This is a genomic window from Streptomyces sp. MMG1533, from assembly GCF_001279775.1.
Lineage (GTDB): Bacteria > Actinomycetota > Actinomycetes > Streptomycetales > Streptomycetaceae > Streptomyces.
On sequence record NZ_LGDG01000200.1, the window covers coordinates 19,540 to 36,894 of the forward strand.

The window sequence follows — 17,355 nt, forward strand, 5'->3', positions numbered from 1 at the left end:
ACACTGGGCAAGCGACAGCCCGAAGGCCCGCCGCCCGCACCCGCGGTGCAGCGCATCCGACTGCGCTACACCAAGCGCGGCCGCCTCCGGTTCACCAGCCACCGTGACTTCCAGCGCGCCTTCGAGCGTGCGTTGCGCCGTGCCGAGGTGCCGATGGCGTACTCGGCGGGGTTCACACCGCATCCGAAGGTGTCGTACGCCAATGCCGCACCCACCGGCACGGGCAGTGAGGCGGAATACCTGGAGATCGCCCTCACACAGACGCGTGACCCGGAGAAGCTCAGGCTGCTGCTCGACGAGTCGCTGCCCGCCGGGCTCGACGTCATCGACGCGGTCGAGGCCCGGACCTCCGGGCTCGCCGACCGGCTCACCGCTTCCGTCTGGGAGCTGCGGCTGGACGGCGTGGACCCGGCCGACGCCGAACGCGCGGTCGCGGTCTTCAAAACCGCCGAGTCCGTCGAGGTCCAGCGCAAGACCAAAAACGGCGTACGGACCTTCGACGCTCGCCCGGCGGTCGCGCACCTTGAAACGCACGGTCCACAGGCTGATAGGCCGACCGACCAGCCCTGTGCGATACTGCGGCTGGTTGTTCGGCACGTGACGCCTGCCGTTCGACCCGACGACGTCCTGTCCGGTCTCCGCGCCGTGGCCGACCTGGCGCCGCCGGTCCCCGCAGCGGTGACCAGGCTGGCGCAGGGGCTGTTCGATGAGGAGACCGGCACGGTGACCGACCCGCTCGCGCCCGACCGCGAGGCAGCGGCGGCCCTCTCGACGGCCGCTTTGGCTGCCGCCGCGACGGCGCCGGTGCCGGAAGGTTCCGCGTAGGGACGTACGTCGTAAGCGCCGCCCTTGTACTCGGGAGCCACCTGGGTCGGGCAGCGCACCGACCAGAAGACTTTCGCCAGGCCGTACGCATTCGGTGTACGGAACCGGCGAGACAGGACACAGAGAGCTCCCGTGCGGCGCCCGCGCCCCGGACGGCGGCACCGCGCAACGCGCGAGCCGCGGACGTCACCGGCATCATCGCCGGACCAGGCGCGGCGCCCGGGAGCCTGACGGGAGAAATGCCCGCATGCTCGAACCGACCGAACCCACCGAGGGTTCCGAACCCAACACTCCCAGCGACACCCTGCCGCCGCGTCGTCGGCGCCGTGCCGCGTCACGCCCGGCGGGTCCGCCGGTCGCCTCGTCCGAGGCTCCGGAGGAGACCGTCGCGGCCGTCGTACCGGCCGCGGAGGCCGAGGACCTCGTCACCGACGAGGAAGAACTCGCCGAGAGCACCGAGAGCACCGAGACGGTGGAGGCCGAGGCTGTCGAGAGCCCGGTTGCCGAGGAGGCCGCGCCCGCGCCTCGTGCGCGTCGGCGTGCCACGCGTCGGGTGTCCGCGCCCGCCGGGGCTTCTGCCGCCGTCGAGGCCGCCGAGACCGTCGTACCGGTGAGCGCTGCCGGTGCGCAGGAGGCCGAGGCTGTCGAGAGCCCGGTTGCCGAGGAGGCCGCGCCCGCGCCTCGTGCGCGTCGGCGTGCCACGCGTCGGGTGTCCGCGCCCGCCGGGGCGCCGGAATCCGGTGAGGCTGCCGAGGCGGCCGAGGTCGTCGTGCCCGCGGCTGCCGAGAGCGCCGCCGTCGAGGACGTCGAGGCTCCGGCCGAGGCACCCGCCGGGCGCACCACGCGTCGCCGCGCCACTCGCCGCGCCTCCGCGCCCGCCGGGGCGCCGAAGGCGGACGATGCCGCCGAGACGCTGGAGGCCGCGCAGGCCGTCGAGACGGCCGAGGCCGTCGCCGAGGCGGTGGACCTCCCCACCGACATCGACACCGACACCGCGGCCGAGGACGCCGCTCCGCGTCGTACACGTCGGCGTGCCACACGCCGGGTGACCGCGCCCGCCGGTACCGACTCAGAGTCGGCCGAGGAGGCCGTGGTGACGAGCACTCCCCAGCCCGAGGCTCCCGCCGCCGTCGAGAGCGAGCGAGCCGAAGCACCCCAGGAGCCCGAGGACGCCTCCCCGCGTCGGCGTCGCCGGGTCGCCCGCAAGGCCGCCACCGGCTTTGCCGCGCCCGCGCAGCCGGCCGGCGGAGAGGACGACGAGGCTCCGCGTCGGCCGGCCCGGCCCGCCGTCGCCGTGTTCCAGGCGCCCGTCTTCACCGAGCCCCAGTTCCAGACGCCGCAGCGGGCCGCTGCCGCCGCGGCCGCCGAAGCCGAGGTCGAGGTCGAGCCGGAGCCCGCGCCCGAGGTGGTCGAGGAGACCGAGGAGACCTCCGAGGAGCAGGGCGGCCGGCGTCGGCGCCGCCGCCGGGGCTCCGCCCCCGCGCAGGAGGCCGAGGGTCAGGCCCCGCAGGCCGCCGCCGAGACCGCCGTGGAGGAGGAGTCGGAGGAGGCAGAGGAGGCCGAGGACTCCGCCGAGGGTGACGAGAGCGAGGACACCGGTTCGCGTCGGCGCCGCCGTCGCGGCGGCCGTCGCCGTCGCCGGGGCGAGTCCGCCGACTCCGAGTCGGGCGAGGGCCAGGACTCCGACGGTGACGAGCTCGCCGACGAGCGGGCCGCGCAGGACGCCGAGGACACCGAGCAGACCGAGGAAGACGCGGAAGACGCGGAAGACGCGGACGACCGCGAGGGCGGCTCCGGTTCCAGCAGCAGCCGTCGCCGTCGGCGTCGTCGCCGGCGTGCCGGTGACACGTCCACCGAGGCCGAGCCCGGTGACGGCGACCCCGAGCGCACCGTCGTCAAGGTCCGCGAGCCGCGCAAGCCCGCCGAGCCGTCCGACGAGGTGCAGTCCATCAAGGGCTCGACCCGCCTGGAGGCCAAGAAGCAGCGCCGCCGGGAAGGCCGTGAGCAGGGCCGCCGACGCGTTCCGATCATCACCGAGGCCGAGTTCCTGGCCCGGCGCGAGGCCGTCGAGCGCGTGATGATCGTCCGCCAGTACGGCGACCGTACGCAGATCGGCGTCCTGGAGGACGGCGTGCTCGTCGAGCACTACGTCAACAAGGAGCAGTCGACCTCGTACGTCGGCAACGTCTACCTCGGCAAGGTGCAGAACGTGCTGCCGTCGATGGAGGCCGCCTTCATCGACATCGGCAAGGGCCGCAACGCGGTGCTGTACGCCGGTGAGGTCAACTTCGAGGCGCTGGGCATGGGCAACGGCCCGCGGCGCATCGAGAGCGCGCTGAAGTCCGGTCAGTCCGTGCTCGTCCAGGTGACGAAGGACCCGATCGGGCACAAGGGCGCACGGCTGACCAGCCAGGTGTCGCTGCCCGGCCGTTACCTCGTGTACGTGCCCGAGGGCTCGATGACCGGCATCAGCCGCAAGCTGCCCGACACCGAGCGGGCCCGGCTGAAGACCATCCTCAAGAAGATCGTCCCCGAGGACGCGGGCGTGATCGTGCGCACTGCCGCCGAGGGCGCGAGCGAGGACGAGCTGCGCCGGGACGTCGAGCGGCTGCAGGGGCAGTGGGAGGACATCCAGAAGAAGTCGAAGAACGGCGGCAGCTCGAACGCGCCGACGCTGCTCTACGGCGAGCCGGACATGACCGTCCGTGTCGTCCGCGACATCTTCAACGAGGACTTCACCAAGGTCGTCGTGAGCGGTGACGACGCGTGGGACACCATCCACGGGTACGTCTCGCACGTCGCACCCGACCTGGCGGAGCGGCTGCAGAGGTGGACCTCCGAGGTCGACGTCTTCGCCACGTACCGGATCGACGAGCAGCTCGCCAAGGCGCTGGACCGCAAGGTCTGGCTGCCGAGCGGCGGTTCGCTGGTGATCGACCGGACCGAGGCGATGGTCGTCGTCGACGTCAACACCGGCAAGTTCACCGGCCAGGGCGGCAACCTCGAGGAGACGGTCACCAGGAACAACCTGGAGGCGGCCGAGGAGATCGTGCGTCAGCTCAGGCTGCGCGACCTCGGCGGCATCATCGTCATCGACTTCATCGACATGGTGCTGGAGTCCAACCGGGACCTGGTGCTGCGGCGCCTGCTGGAGTGCCTGGGCCGTGACCGTACGAAGCACCAGGTCGCCGAGGTGACCTCGCTGGGGCTCGTGCAGATGACCCGCAAGCGGGTCGGCCAGGGGCTGCTGGAGTCGTTCTCCGAGACCTGCGTCCACTGCAACGGCCGTGGCGTCATCGTCCACATGGAGCAGCCGACCTCCGCCGGAGGCGGCGGCAAGCGCCGCAAGCGCGGGCGCGGCGGTGACGGGCACACGCACGAGCACGAGGCGGCCGTGGAGATCGCCGAGGCCCCGGAGGAGACCGAGGCCGAAGTGGCCGCCGAGGTCGCCGAGCCCGTGGCGCCGGCCGAGCCGGAGTTCGAGCCGGACGAGGAGCTGTACAGCAGCGTCGCCGAGGCGGAGGCCGCGGCCGGTCGTGGCCGTTCGCGGCGTCGGTCGGGCCGGCGGGCGTCGGCTCCGGCGGGCGCGCCGAAGCGGGACGACAGGCGTGCTGAGCAGAGGGCCGAGGCCGAGGCCCCCACGGCTCAGGACGTCACGGCCGAGGAAGAGGTCGAGCGTCCGGTGCAGCCGGAGGAGGCCGCCGTCGCGCAGGCCGAGCCCGTCGCCGCCGAGGACCCGGTCGTCGAGGTTCCGGTCGCGGAGCCGGTCGCCGAGGAGGCCGCGCCCAAGGGCCGTGGCCGTCGCCGGGCGACCCGCAAGGTGTCCGCGCCGGCCGGTTCGCCCGAGGGTGCCGAGGCGGCGGTGGTGACGGTCGCCGAGACCGCGCCCACGGCCGAGCCGCAGGCCGAGGAGGCTCCGGCGCCGGTCGCCGAGGCATCCGCCGAGAGCGCCGCCCCGGCCCGTCCGAGGCGCCGTGCCGTGCGCAAGGCCACCGCGCCCACCGCGTCGGAGGAGGCGGCCGTCGTGGTCGTCCCGGCGGCCGCGGAGGAGGCGGTGGAGGCGCCGGCCGAGGCCGAGGCCGAGGAAGCGGCTCCGGCCAAGAAGACGGCCCGTAAGACGGCCAAGAAGGCCACGGCGAAGAAGGCCGCCACCAAGAAGACGGTGGCCAAGAAGACGGCTGCGAAGAAGACCGCCGCGAAGAAGACGACGGCCAAGAAGGCGGCGTCGAAGAAGACGGCGGCGGCCGAGCAGCAGTCGCTCCGGTCCGTTTCGGCCCCTGCCGACGAGGCCTGACCTTCCCGTACGAAGAACGTGATCCGCCCTCAGGTCCGCCCGACCGGGGGCGGATTGCGTTTTCCGGGCCCCGAGCCGGGACACGGTCGAGCGTGTGAACGAAAGGTGAATCAATGGTCCACCGGCAAGGTTATGATGTGAGCCGAGATTGACGCTAAAGTCAGACAAATTGGGATTCTAATTCCCGCGTGTGCACAGTATTGGGGCGCAATACGTGAAGGCTCTCGTGCTCTCCGGGGGAGCGGGCACCCGCCTCCGCCCGATCACCCACACCTCGGCCAAACAGCTGGTGCCGGTCGCCAACAAGCCTGTGCTCTTCTACGGCCTGGAAGCGATCGCCGAAGCCGGAATCACCGAGGTCGGCATCGTTGTCGGCGACACCGCGGACGAGATCCGCGAGGCGGTGGGCGACGGCTCCCGGTTCGGAACCAAGGTCACCTACATCCCGCAGGAAGCGCCGCTGGGGCTCGCCCATGCGGTGCTCATCGCCCAGGACTTCCTCGGGGACGACGACTTCGTCATGTACCTCGGTGACAACTTCATCGTCGGTGGCATCACCGGTCTGGTGGAGGAGTTCCGGACCGAGCGGCCCGACGCGCAGATCCTGCTGACCAAGGTGCCCAACCCCACCTCCTTCGGTGTCGCCGAACTCGACGGCGACGGCCGGGTGGTGGGCCTGGAGGAGAAGCCGAAGGAGCCGAAGAGCGACCTGGCACTCGTCGGCGTCTACCTGTTCACCCCGGCCGTACACGAGGCCGTCCGCTCCATCGAGCCCTCCTGGCGCGGCGAGTTGGAGATCACGCACGCCATCCAGTGGCTGATCGACGAGAAGCGTGACGTCCGCTCCACCACGATCTCCGGCTACTGGAAGGACACCGGCAACGTCACCGACATGCTGGAGGTCAACCGGTCCGTCCTGGAGACCGTGGAGCCGGTGAACGCGGGCACGGTGGACGAGAGCAGCGAGATCATCGGCCGGGTGCGCATCGAGGCGGGTGCCACGGTCAGTGGCAGCCGGATCGTCGGACCTGCCATCATCGGTGCCGGCACGGTGGTCAACGACGCGTACGTCGGCCCGTTCACCTCGGTCTCCGAGGACTGCCGGATCGAGGACAGCGAGATCGAGTACTCCATCGTGCTGCGCGGCTCCTCCGTGACCGGCGTGCGCCGGGTGGAGGCCTCGCTGATCGGGCGTGACGTCGAGGTCACGCCGGCTCCCCGCAACCCTTCGGCCCACCGGCTCGTGCTCGGTGATCACAGCAAGGTGCAGATCTCTTCATGACGGCCCCTTCGTCCTCTCCCACCCACCCGACCCGGATCCTGGTGACCGGCGGCGCGGGGTTCATCGGCTCGCACTACGTCCGTACGCTGCTCGGCCCGCAGGGGCCCGGTGATGTCGCGATCACCGTGCTGGACAAGCTGACGTACGCGGGCAATCCGGCCAACCTCGACGAGGTGCGCGCGCACCCCGGATTCGCCTTCGTGCAGGGCGACATCTGCGACCCCGAGCTGGTCGGCAAGCTGATGGCCGAGCACGACGAGGTCGTGCACTTCGCCGCAGAGTCGCACGTCGACCGTTCCATCGACGGCGGCGCGGAGTTCGTCCGTACGAACGTGGTCGGCACGCACACGCTCATCGACGCGGCGCACCGGGCCGGCATCAAGACCTTCGTGCACATCTCCACCGACGAGGTCTACGGCTCGATCGACGAGGGCTCCTGGCCGGAGACCCACCCGCTGGAGCCCAACTCGCCCTACTCCTCGGCGAAGGCGTCCAGCGACCTGATCGCGCTGTCCTACCACCGCACCCATGGTCTGGACGTCCGCGTCACCCGCTGCTCCAACAACTACGGGCACCACCACTTCCCCGAGAAGGTCATCCCGCTCTTCGTCACCAACCTCCTCGACGGCAAGAAGGTCCCGCTGTACGGCGACGGCGGCAACGTCCGCGACTGGCTGCACATCGACGACCACGTCCAGGGCATCGACCTGGTCCGCACCAAGGGCCGCGCGGGCGAGGTCTACAACATCGGCGGCGGCACCGAGCTCTCGAACAAGGAGCTCACCGGGCTGCTGCTCGAGGCGTGCGGCGCCGACTGGGAGACCAGCGTCGAGTACGTCGAGGACCGCAAGGGCCACGACCGCCGCTACTCCGTCGACTGCACGAAGATCCGCGAGGAGCTCGGTTACGAGCCCCGCAAGAGCTTCGAGCAGGGCCTGGCGGAGACGGTCCGGTGGTACCGCGAGAACCGGGCCTGGTGGGAGCCGCTGAAGGAGCGGGCGGCGCTGTGACCGACAACCGGACCTGGTTGGTCACCGGCGCGGGCGGGATGCTCGCGCAGGACGTCCTCGCGCGGCTCGACGCCGCCGGGATCCCGGCCGTCGCGGCCACCCGCACCGACCTGGACATCACCGACCCGGCCTCGGTACGGGCGGCGCTGACCGCACACCGTCCGGCCGTGGTCGTCAACTGCGCCGCCTGGACGGCCGTGGACGACGCCGAGGCCCGTGAGGACGAGGCGCTGCGGATCAACGGGGACGGCCCGCGCCACCTCGCCGAGGCGTGTGCGGAGACCGGGACCGTGCTCCTGCAGGTGTCCACGGACTACGTGTTCGCCGGCGACGCGGAGAAGCCGTACGCCGAGGACGCGCCCACCGCGCCGCGCAGCGCGTACGGCCGGACCAAGCTGGCGGGCGAGAAGGCGGTCCTCGCCGTGCTCCCGGAGACCGGCTACGTGGTGCGCACGGCCTGGCTGTACGGCGCGGGCGGCGGCAACTTCCTCCGTACGATGATCAAGCTCGAGGGCGTCAAGGACACCCTCGACGTGGTCGACGACCAGCGGGGCCAGCCCACCTGGACCGCCGACCTCGCCGACCGGCTGGTCAGCCTCGGACAGGGCGCCCTCGCGGGCACCGCACCTGCCGGTGTCTACCACGGCACCAGCGGCGGCGAGACGACGTGGTACGGCTTCACGCGGGCCATCTTCGAGCAGCTGGGCGCCGACCCCGAGCGGGTCCGCCCCACGACCAGTGAGGCCTTCGTACGGCCGGCGCCCCGTCCCGCGTACAGCGTGCTGGGGCACGACCGGTGGGCGGCGGCGGGCATCGAGCCGATCGGTGACTGGCGGGAGGCGCTCGGCCGGGCGTTCCCGTCGGTGCGGGGCTGACCGCCGGGGCAGAGGGGGTGCATAAGCCGTACAACCAATTTCCTTTCGGAGCAGTCTGGTTGGGCGACAGGCAATCTCCAGTCCACCGGAAGGCCATTGGATGTCTCCCTCTGCGGCCCGTGCGAGGTCCCGCTCCACCGCGCTGCTTGCGGCCGGGTTGGTGACGGCCGGGCTCCTGGTGGCCTGCACGGACGCCGCGCAGGGTGCCGCGAGCCCGGTGAAGCGGGTCAGGGCGTCCGTGCACGACGACTTCGACGGAGACGGTTACGCGGACCTCGCGGTGAGCGGCACCCGGGGGACGGTGGGCGGACTCAAGGACGCCGGGTACGCGGCCGTGATGTACGGCGGGCCGCACGGTCTGTCCACCGCCCGCCGGGCCGTGATCAGCCGCAGCACCCCGGGCGTCCCCGGCGCACCCGACGAGGGACAGGGCTTCGGGTCCGCGCTGTCGCACGGTGACCTGGACGGAGACGGTTACGCCGACCTGGTGATCGGCGGAGTCGGCGGAAAGGACGCCGTCATCGTCTGGGGCTCGGCGAGCGGCCTCACCGGCGGCACCTCGGTCCCCACGTACAGCACGCTCTCCCAGGTCGGCGACTTCGACGGGGACGGCCACGCCGACGTCGCGTTGTTCCGGACCGCGCACACCGGGATGGACGACCCTCAGGGGACGGATTCGGTGATCTGGTACGGCCCCGTCTCGCGCGCCGGGATTCCCGCCAGGACTTCCCACTTCGGCGACGAGTCCACCAAGTTCACCGAGGTGTGGTCGGCGTCGAGCGGCGATGTCAACGGCGACGGATTCGCCGATCTGGCGATCGCCGAGTACCACGGCGAGGGCAGCGACTCCACCGAGCTCTACTTCGGCAGCGCCGAGGGCCTCTCTCCGCGCAACAACGGAGGCGGAACGCCCGGATACACCCGGTCCGCCGTGCTGGGAGATGTCAACGGGGACGGATACGACGACTTCATCGCGGGCGACGGCAACGAGCGGGTCGATGTCGTCTACGGCGCCGGAAGCGGTTTGTCGGACCGGAAGGTGACGGTCAGCCAGAACACCCCGGGAGTGCCCGGAGCCGCCGAATTCGACGATCGATTCGGTTACTCGCTGGCCGTCGGTGACGTCACCGGAGACGGTATCGACGATCTCGCCGTCGGAGTGCCCGGTGAGGACCTCGGGGTGCAGTCGGAACCCGGCTGGCTCTCGGCGGTCGGTGCGGTGGCGGTGCTGCAGGGCAGCAGGTCCGGGCTCACCGGCGCCGGGGCGCAGCTCTTCACCCAGAACACCGCCGGCGTTCCCGGCAGCGCCGAGGCGAGTGACCAACTCGGCGGGGCGGTCCGCCTCGTGGACATCAACGGCAACGGCTACGCGGACCTCGCCGCTGCCGCGATCGGCGAGGACGGCCGGAACGGCGCCGTCGCACTGTTGCGTGGTCGTCCGGAGGGCATCACCACCGACGCCGCTCTCCTCTTCGGACCGAAGGCGATCGGCGCTCCCGCCTCCAAGGCCTGGTTCGGGTACGCCCTGGACTGAGCCGCTGTGCGCCGACCGGTCTCGCGGCCGTCTCCGACGACAGCTCGTACTGGCCGCGGTGGCAGGGCAATGCGGAACTGGACGATCCGAATACGAGCACGGGCTGCTGAAGCGTTCTTACTGATCCCTTAATTACGAGGAGTTCGTCGGCGAGGACCACCGGCCGCCGTATACAGACCTGAATGTCGTGGGCATGCGCGTCCATCACAATCTCGTGATCACCGAGAAGGGTAAGAATGCCAAGGGGGGGGTGAATAAGAAGCGGGCCGTGAAGGCGCGGCACAGCAAGGCCTGGGCGCTTCCCCTGTGTTGAACAGCGTCGCGGACGCGATCTCTTGGGAAGAGTCGAGTGCCTGACCAGGTAGGCTTATCTCTCACAATTTTTCTCTCGGCACGGTGGGGTGCCGAGGGCCTTCATATAGGCGGGGCGTTCGATGGCAGTCAAGGTCAGCGTAGTTGTAGCGGTCTACAATCCGGGGAAGTACGTCGAGGACTGCATCTCTGGTTTGCTGCGCCAAAGCCTCCCGGACACCGAGTTCGAAGCGATCTTTGTGAACGACGGCTCCACCGACGAAACGCCCGAGCGCCTGGACCGGCTTGCCGCCGAGCACCCGCACATACACGTCATCCACCAGGAGGCCTCCGGCTGGTCCGGGAAACCGCGAAACACCGGTATCGCGGCGGCTCGCGGCGAGTTCGTGATGTTCGTGGACCACGACGACTGGCTCGGTGACGAGGCTCTGGAGCGGATGTACGACTACGGCACGGCGAACGACGCCGATGTCGTCGTAGGCAAGATGGCGGGCATCGGCCGCCCGGTCCCGCAGGAACTGTTCCGGGTCAACCGGCCGCGCGCCACCGTGGAGAACGCGCCGCTGATCGACAGCCTCACCCCGCACAAGATGTTCCGCCGGGAGTTCCTGGACGAGCACGGCATCCGCTTCAAGGAGGGCCGCCGCCGACTGGAGGACCACGTCTTTGTCGCCGAGGCCTACCTTCGGGCGAAGAGCGTCGCCGTCCTCAGCGACTACCTCTGCTACTACCACATCACCCGGGACGACGGCTCCAACGCCGGCTTCCAGCGCTTCGACCCGGCCGGCTACTTCCGGAACCTCCGCGAGGCCCTCGACGTGGTCGAGGAACTCACCGAGCCGGGTCCGCTGCGCGAGAAGCTGTTCAGCCGCTGGCTGCGCAACGAGATGGTCGAGCGGCTGCGCGGCAACCGACTCCTCAAGCTCCCCGAGGACTATGCAGAGGACCTCTACCGCGAGATCCGCGGCGTGGTCACCGAACGCTTCGGACCGGGCGTCTTCGCCTGTGTCGCCCCCACCCAGCGGGTGGTGGCCGGGCTGATCGCCGCCGACCTCTACCAGGACATCCGGGAACTCGCCCGCTGGGAGGCCGGGATCAAGCCCACCGGCAGCCTGTCCTCCCTGGCCTGGGAGGGAGGCGTCCTGAACATCGGCCTCAGCGCCGAGTACCAGGTCGAGGGTGCCCCGATGACCTTCCGCCGGGACGGCGAGCGCAGTCTGCTCGGCCTGCCGCTCTCCGGCAAGGCGCTGGAGGCACTGGCCGGCCAGGGCATCGACCTGGACGCCCCGGTGGACCGCAGCGACGTGGACCTGGTGGTCCGGCACCGCGAGGACGCCACCCAGTACTACCTCCCGCTGGACAGCGAGCCGCACCGGCTGGACGCCGGGGACGGCTCCTTCCGCCAGCAGATCACCGCACGCGCCGTGTTCGACCCGCAGACCGCGGCCGTGGGCAAGCCCCTGACCAAGGGGATCTGGGACCTGCACCTGCGCATCAAGTCCTGCGGCTGGAGCAAGGAGACCCGGCTCGGCGCCGTGCGCGGCGAAGCCGTCGAGGCCGGGCGCCTGGCCGCGCTCATCGGTGAGCCGAGGCGGCTGGTCCTGCCGTACTGGACCGACGGGCCGGGCAATCTCTCCTTCGACGTCGACCAGCACACCGGCAAGCTGGAGCGCGAGGCAGTGGCGCTGATGGACCCGGCCGCGGCCGTGGTCGACGGCTCCACCGTCCGCCTCCCGCTGCCGCTGCACCTCGCGGCGGATGCCGGAGATCCGGTACAGCTCCGCTTCGAGCGCAAGAACGTGGGCAAAATCGCCGCCGACGCCGTGGTGGACGGCTGCACCGTGAGCGCCCCGCTGCCGCTGGAGCAGCTCACCGGGCGCCGCTGGGCGGTCCGGATCGGTGTGCCGTCCGCCGCCCGTGGCCAGGCACACTGGACCCGGCTCCCGGTCGACGTGGTGGTGGGCGCCGACGGCACCGCCCGGGTGATCGACCGGCACACCCCGCCGGCCAAGCCCGCCGCGAAGAAGTCGGCGAAGCCGGCCCCGAAGAAGCCCGCACCGCCGCGTCCGCTGTGGCGCCGGGCGGCCGGGCGCCTCAAGCGCGCCCTGACGAACCAGCAGAAGAAGAGCTGAGGATCCCCGCGATGCGACCACTTTCCATTTCCGGCGCCTGGGTGCACGAGCCGAAGGTCTTCCCCGACGGCCGGGGCAGCTTCCACGAGTGGTTCAAGGCACCTCTCTTCACCGAGGCGGCCGGCCACCCGCTCACCCTGGCCCAGGCCAACATGTCCGTCTCCAGCCGGGGCACCCTGCGCGGCATCCACTTCGCGGACGTGCCGCCCGGCCAGGCCAAGTACGTCAAGTGCGTGCGCGGCGCGGTCCTCGACGTGATCGTGGACATCCGGACCGGCTCGCCCACCTTCGGCCGGTGGGAGGCGGTCCGCCTCGACGACCGCGACCACCATGCGGTCTACCTCTCCGAGGGCCTGGGCCACGGCTTCATGGCGCTCACCGAGGACGCCACCGTGGTCTATCTCTGCTCCGAGGGATACGCCCCCGAGCGCGAGCACGGCATCCACCCGCTCGACCCGGCCCTCGGTATCGACTGGCCCGCGGACATCGCCCCGCTGCTCTCCGCCAAGGACGAGCAGGCACCCACCCTGGACCAGGCGCGCGAGCAGGGCCTGCTGCCCTCCTACGAGGACTGCGTGGCCTACCGGGAGAGCCTCGGTGGCTGACCGGTCCCAGTTTGACCACGCCTGAAGCGGCCCGTAACCTGGACCGTCGGCGTGTCCACTGACGTGCCACATCCCCGTAAACCTTTTCCTTCGGAGCACACGGTGTTCCGAAGAGGCCGTTCGCCTGCCGGGCGGCTGGACTGCGGGGGTGCCGTTCCCGAGTGAGAGAGAGATCCGCGTGTACGCCATCGTGCGCAGCGGTGGTCGCCAGCACAAGGTTGCTGTCGGCGACATCGTTGAGGTTGACAAGATTTCCACTGCCAAGGTTGGCGACACCGTAGAGCTCTCTACGCTGCTCGTTGTCGACGGCGACGCTGTGACCAGCGACCCGTGGGTGCTGGCCGGCATCAAGGTCCAGGCCGAGGTCGTGGACCACCACAAGGGTGTGAAGATCGACATCCTTCGTTACAAGAACAAGACCGGCTACCGCCGTCGTCAGGGCCACCGCCAGCAGTACACGGCGATCAAGGTCACTGAGATCCCCGCGGCTGCGAAGTAAGGGACTGAGGAGACATGGCACACAAGAAGGGCGCATCGTCCACCCGGAACGGTCGCGACTCCAATGCCCAGCGGCTCGGCGTGAAGCGCTTCGGCGGTCAGGTCGTCAACGCTGGTGAGATCCTGGTCCGCCAGCGCGGCACCCACTTCCACCCCGGCGCGGGCGTCGGCCGTGGCGGCGACGACACGCTGTTCGCGCTGCAGCCCGGTGCGGTGGAGTTCGGTACCCACCGTGGCCGCAAGGTCGTGAACATCGTTCCGGTCGCCTGATCGGAAATCTTCGCGAGGCGGACCTCACTTCCCTCACGGGAAGCGGGTCCGCCTTTCGCGTGTTGCACAGAAGACATCCCGTACGTAACTGGAGGCACATCCCATGACCACCTTCGTGGACCGCGTCGAGCTGCATGTCGCCGCGGGTAACGGAGGCCACGGCTGTGCCTCCGTCCACCGGGAGAAGTTCAAGCCGCTGGGCGGCCCGGACGGCGGCAACGGGGGGCGCGGCGGTGACGTCATCCTGACCGTCGACCAGTCCGTGACCACGCTGCTCGACTACCACCACTCCCCGCACCGCAAGGCCACCAGCGGCAAGCCCGGCGAGGGCGGCAACCGTTCCGGCAAGGACGGACAGGACCTGGTCCTGGCGGTGCCGGACGGCACCGTCGTCCTCGACAAGGCCGGCAATGTGCTCGCCGACCTGGTCGGGCACGGCACCTCCTACATCGCCGCGCAGGGCGGCCGCGGCGGCCTCGGCAACGCGGCGCTGGCCTCCGCGCGGCGCAAGGCGCCCGGCTTCGCGCTGCTCGGCGAGCCGGGGGGCCTGCAGGACATCGTCCTGGAGCTGAAGACCGTCGCGGACGTGGCCCTGGTCGGCTACCCGAGCGCCGGCAAGTCCTCGCTGATCTCCGTGATGTCGGCCGCCAAGCCGAAGATCGCGGACTACCCGTTCACCACGCTGGTGCCGAACCTGGGCGTGGTCACCGCCGGCTCGACGGTCTACACCGTCGCCGACGTGCCCGGTCTCATCCCGGGCGCCAGCCAGGGCAAGGGCCTTGGCCTGGAGTTCCTGCGCCACGTGGAGCGGTGCAGTGTGCTCGTGCACGTGCTGGACACGGCGACGCTGGAGTCCGACCGCGACCCGGTGTCCGACCTCGACATCATCGAGGCGGAGCTGCGGGAGTACGGCGGGCTCGACAACAGGCCGCGGATCGTCGTCCTGAACAAGATCGACGTACCGGACGGCAAGGACCTCGCCGAGATGGTGCGGCCGGACCTGGAGGCTCGGGGTTACCGGGTCTTCGCGGTGTCGGCGGTGGCGCACATGGGGCTGAAGGAACTGTCCTTCGCACTGGCGGAGATGGTCGGCGCGGCCCGGGCGGCGAAGCCGAAGGAAGAGGCCACGCGGATCGTCATCCGGCCGAAGGCCGTCGACGACGCGGGCTTCACCGTGACGCTCGAGGAGGACGGCCTGTTCCGGGTGCGGGGCGAGAAGCCCGAGCGCTGGGTGCGGCAGACCGACTTCAGCAACGACGAGGCCGTGGGCTATCTCGCGGACCGGCTCAACCGCCTCGGTGTGGAGGACGAGTTGATGAAGGCCGGGGCCCGTTCGGGCGACGGCGTCGCCATCGGCCCCGAGGACAACGCGGTCGTCTTCGACTGGGAGCCGACGGCGATGGCCGGTGCGGAGATGCTCGGCCGACGTGGTGAGGACCACCGGTTCGAGGCACCGCGGCCCGCGGCACAGCGGCGTCGGGACCGGCAGGCGGAGCGGGACGAGGCGACGCAGGAGTTCGAGGACTTCGAGCCGTTCTAGTCGTCCGAGCCGTCTGAGCCGTCTGAGCCGTTCTAGTCGTCCGAGCCGTCTGAGCCGTTCTAGTCGTCTGACCCGTCTGAGCCGTCTGAGCCGTCTGAGCCGTCCGAGCCGTCCGAGCCGTTCCAGCCGGACGGCGCGGCATGGCGCCGGACGGCACGGCGGGTGTTAACTCCAGCAAAAATTCCGGTATACGGCAGGCAACCAACCTTCGCTCCGGTGAGTCGTACTGGGCAGTGCGGATGAGGATCTTGACGCTCTCCGCGGTCAACTGTCCATTCGGCAGCCGGAGTCGACGTGCCCGAGCCTGTTTCCCGTCGTAGCGCGCGGCGTCCTGTCACGATCGCCCTCGCGCTGCCGGCGGCGACCGCCACCGCGTTTCCGGTTGCCACCGCGGGTGTCGCGACCCCGTCGCCGGCCACCCCCCGACGGCGACGGCATCGCCGACCTCGGCGTCCGTGTCACCAGCGTCCACGAGCCCGACTCGCACGCAGTCGTCCTGCTCTCGGGCGGCGCGACGGCCGCACTGGCAAGAACAGGCTCCTCGTCGGCGGCGAGGGGGTGGCGACCGGCGCCCGCTTCGCGGCGGTACCGGCGGACTGACGGCGACGACGCCCTCGTACGAACGCACCACAGGGGAGAGTGACATGAACAAGCAGCGCAGGACCTGGCGCGTCGGGCTCGCCGTCGTCATGGCGGTGACCGGTGCGGCGGTCCTCCCGGCGGCGCACGCCGACACCCAGCGGGCCACCGCGCAGCTGCGGGACGACTTCAACGGCGACGGCTACTCGGACCTCGCCGTGGCGGCACCCGAGGCGACCGTCGGCGGGAAGACGAAGGCCGGTTACGTGGCCGTGCTGTACGGGTCGGCGGACGGACTGAAGACCTCGACCAGGCAGGTGTTCAGCCAGAACACCGCCGGCATCCCGGGCGCCGCCGAGACCGACGACCAGTTCGGCAGCGCGCTGACCACCGCCGACCTCGACCGGGACGGGTACGCGGACCTGGTCGTCGGCGTCGGCGGTGAGGACACCGAGTCCGGGGGCACCAACTCCGGCTATGTACAGGCCGTCTGGGGCGGCGCCCAGGGGCTCTCGGCGGGCTCCTCGCTGGCCACCGGCCTCAGCACCGTGGGCACGTGGGGCGCGCTCGGCGCCCACGGGACGCTCACGGTCGGCGATGTCGACGGCGACGGGGCGCCGGACGTGGCGGCCGTCGAGAACAACTACAAACTCCGGGTCGTCAAGGGCCCCTTCGGGCGGGACGGCGTCACCAACGGCGGCGAGCGGGTCGTCGAGGACGACTCCGATCCCCGCTACCTGGACCTGGCCGCCGGTGACGTCAACGGCGACGGCATCGACGACGTCGTGGGCACCGCAAACGACGGCGACGAGTACGACGCCCGCCGGATCACCTACTGGCAGGGCACCCCGGACGGACTCGCCGAGCGCGAGCTGGTCACCGACGCCGACGGCCGCCGGATACAGGGCGGCGAATCCGTCGACCTCGGCGACGTGAACAAGGACGGGTACGCGGACATCGTCGTGGGCCGCCTCGACGGCTACGACAGCGACCTCGACACCCCGCTCGCCAAGGGCGGCCGGGTCACCGTCGTCCCCGGCACCCAGAGCGGCCCCGACGGCACCAGGGTGACGTACCTCAACCAGGACAGCGCCGGTGTCCCGGGAGCGGCCGAGAGCGGCGACTTCTTCGGCTCCGACGTCTCGGTCGCCGATGTCGACGGCGACGGCTACGCCGACGTCGCGGCGGGCGTACCCGGCGAGGACTTCGACGGGCTCACCGCCGCCGGGAGCGTGGTCGTGCTGCGGGGCGGCGCCCAGGGCCTGACCGGCACCGGTGCCCAGTCGTTCAGCCAGGACACCGCGGGCGTTCCGGGCACGGCCGAGAACTCCGACCTGTTCGGCCGCACGACCCGACTCGTGGACGCGAACCACGACGGCCGCGCCGAACTCGCCGTCGGCGCCACGGGCGAGAACGCGAACGCCGGCTCGGTGTGGGTGTTCCGGTCGGCCTCGTCCGGCATCACCGCGACCGGTTCGTTCACCTTCGGCGCCGGGACGCTCGGCACCGTGGCGACGAACGCGCGCCTCGGCTCGGGGTTCGCGTACTGAGCAACCGTCACCGGCAGGGCCATTAGAGACCCGTTGCGACACGCCCACG

General features: G+C 71.0%; 12 protein-coding genes. All 12 read left to right on the plus strand.

The window, feature by feature from the left end; genetic code table 11:
• Nucleotides 1-45: 45 nt before the first annotated feature.
• The 12 genes from ADK57_RS19425 (at nt 46) to ADK57_RS19480 (ending at nt 17,306) form a co-directional block, all read left to right on the plus strand.
• The gene (locus tag ADK57_RS19425; protein ID WP_053750740.1) at nt 46-825 is read left to right on the plus strand and encodes a TIGR03936 family radical SAM-associated protein; all 780 of its coding nucleotides are present in this window, start codon (nt 46-48) and stop codon (nt 823-825) included.
• 247 nt (nt 826-1,072) lie between these two features.
• The gene (locus tag ADK57_RS19430; protein ID WP_053750741.1) at nt 1,073-5,119 is read left to right on the plus strand and encodes an Rne/Rng family ribonuclease; all 4,047 of its coding nucleotides are present in this window, start codon (nt 1,073-1,075) and stop codon (nt 5,117-5,119) included.
• Between the two features lie 214 nt (nt 5,120-5,333).
• Nucleotides 5,334-6,401 carry a glucose-1-phosphate thymidylyltransferase gene (locus tag ADK57_RS19435; protein WP_053750742.1) on the plus strand — a complete coding sequence of 356 codons (1,068 nt, stop codon included), beginning with the start codon at nt 5,334-5,336 and terminating at the stop codon, nt 6,399-6,401.
• Nucleotides 6,398-7,411 carry a dTDP-glucose 4,6-dehydratase gene (gene rfbB / locus ADK57_RS19440; protein ID WP_053750743.1) on the plus strand — a complete coding sequence of 338 codons (1,014 nt, stop codon included), beginning with the start codon at nt 6,398-6,400 and terminating at the stop codon, nt 7,409-7,411. Before ADK57_RS19435 ends, rfbB begins: the two co-directional genes overlap by 4 nt.
• Entirely contained in the window at nt 7,408-8,286 is an 879-nt protein-coding gene (gene rfbD / locus ADK57_RS19445) for a dTDP-4-dehydrorhamnose reductase (RefSeq protein WP_053750744.1), read from the plus strand. Before rfbB ends, rfbD begins: the two co-directional genes overlap by 4 nt.
• A 100-nt stretch (nt 8,287-8,386) precedes the next feature.
• Entirely contained in the window at nt 8,387-9,820 is a 1,434-nt protein-coding gene (locus ADK57_RS19450; RefSeq protein ID WP_053750745.1) for a VCBS repeat-containing protein, read from the plus strand.
• A 434-nt stretch (nt 9,821-10,254) separates the two neighbouring features.
• A complete protein-coding gene (locus tag ADK57_RS19455) occupies nt 10,255-12,264 on the plus strand; it encodes a glycosyltransferase family 2 protein (RefSeq protein ID WP_053750746.1) in 2,010 nt (669 codons plus the stop codon).
• An 11-nt stretch (nt 12,265-12,275) separates the two neighbouring features.
• A complete protein-coding gene (gene rfbC, locus ADK57_RS19460) occupies nt 12,276-12,869 on the plus strand; it encodes a dTDP-4-dehydrorhamnose 3,5-epimerase (RefSeq protein ID WP_053750747.1) in 594 nt (197 codons plus the stop codon).
• A gap of 178 nt (nt 12,870-13,047) precedes the next feature.
• Nucleotides 13,048-13,368: a 50S ribosomal protein L21 gene (gene rplU, locus ADK57_RS19465; RefSeq protein WP_007381993.1), complete on the plus strand. Its 321-nt coding sequence runs from the start codon at nt 13,048-13,050 to the stop codon at nt 13,366-13,368.
• A gap of 14 nt (nt 13,369-13,382) precedes the next feature.
• Entirely contained in the window at nt 13,383-13,637 is a 255-nt protein-coding gene (gene rpmA / locus ADK57_RS19470; protein ID WP_020940020.1) for a 50S ribosomal protein L27, read from the plus strand.
• Between the two features lie 103 nt (nt 13,638-13,740).
• Nucleotides 13,741-15,177, plus strand: a complete 1,437-nt coding sequence (gene obgE, locus ADK57_RS19475) for a GTPase ObgE (RefSeq protein WP_053750748.1) — start codon at nt 13,741-13,743, stop codon at nt 15,175-15,177.
• Nucleotides 15,178-15,821: 644 nt separating this feature from the next.
• Nucleotides 15,822-17,306: an FG-GAP-like repeat-containing protein gene (locus ADK57_RS19480; RefSeq protein WP_053750749.1), complete on the plus strand. Its 1,485-nt coding sequence runs from the start codon at nt 15,822-15,824 to the stop codon at nt 17,304-17,306.
• Nucleotides 17,307-17,355 lie beyond the last annotated feature (49 nt).

Excerpts from the sequence above, each read along its gene's own strand:
- ADK57_RS19430 (WP_053750741.1), top strand. The coding sequence starts at position 1,073 with ATGCTCGAACCGACCGAACCCACCGAGGGTTCCGAACCCAACACTCCC.
- rfbB (WP_053750743.1), top strand. The coding sequence starts at position 6,398 with ATGACGGCCCCTTCGTCCTCTCCCACCCACCCGACCCGGATCCTGGTG.
- ADK57_RS19450 (WP_053750745.1), top strand. The coding sequence starts at position 8,387 with ATGTCTCCCTCTGCGGCCCGTGCGAGGTCCCGCTCCACCGCGCTGCTT.
- ADK57_RS19455 (WP_053750746.1), top strand. The coding sequence starts at position 10,255 with ATGGCAGTCAAGGTCAGCGTAGTTGTAGCGGTCTACAATCCGGGGAAG.
- rfbC (WP_053750747.1), top strand. The coding sequence starts at position 12,276 with ATGCGACCACTTTCCATTTCCGGCGCCTGGGTGCACGAGCCGAAGGTC.
- rpmA (WP_020940020.1), top strand. The coding sequence starts at position 13,383 with ATGGCACACAAGAAGGGCGCATCGTCCACCCGGAACGGTCGCGACTCC.
- obgE (WP_053750748.1), top strand. The coding sequence starts at position 13,741 with ATGACCACCTTCGTGGACCGCGTCGAGCTGCATGTCGCCGCGGGTAAC.
- ADK57_RS19480 (WP_053750749.1), top strand. The coding sequence starts at position 15,822 with ATGAACAAGCAGCGCAGGACCTGGCGCGTCGGGCTCGCCGTCGTCATG.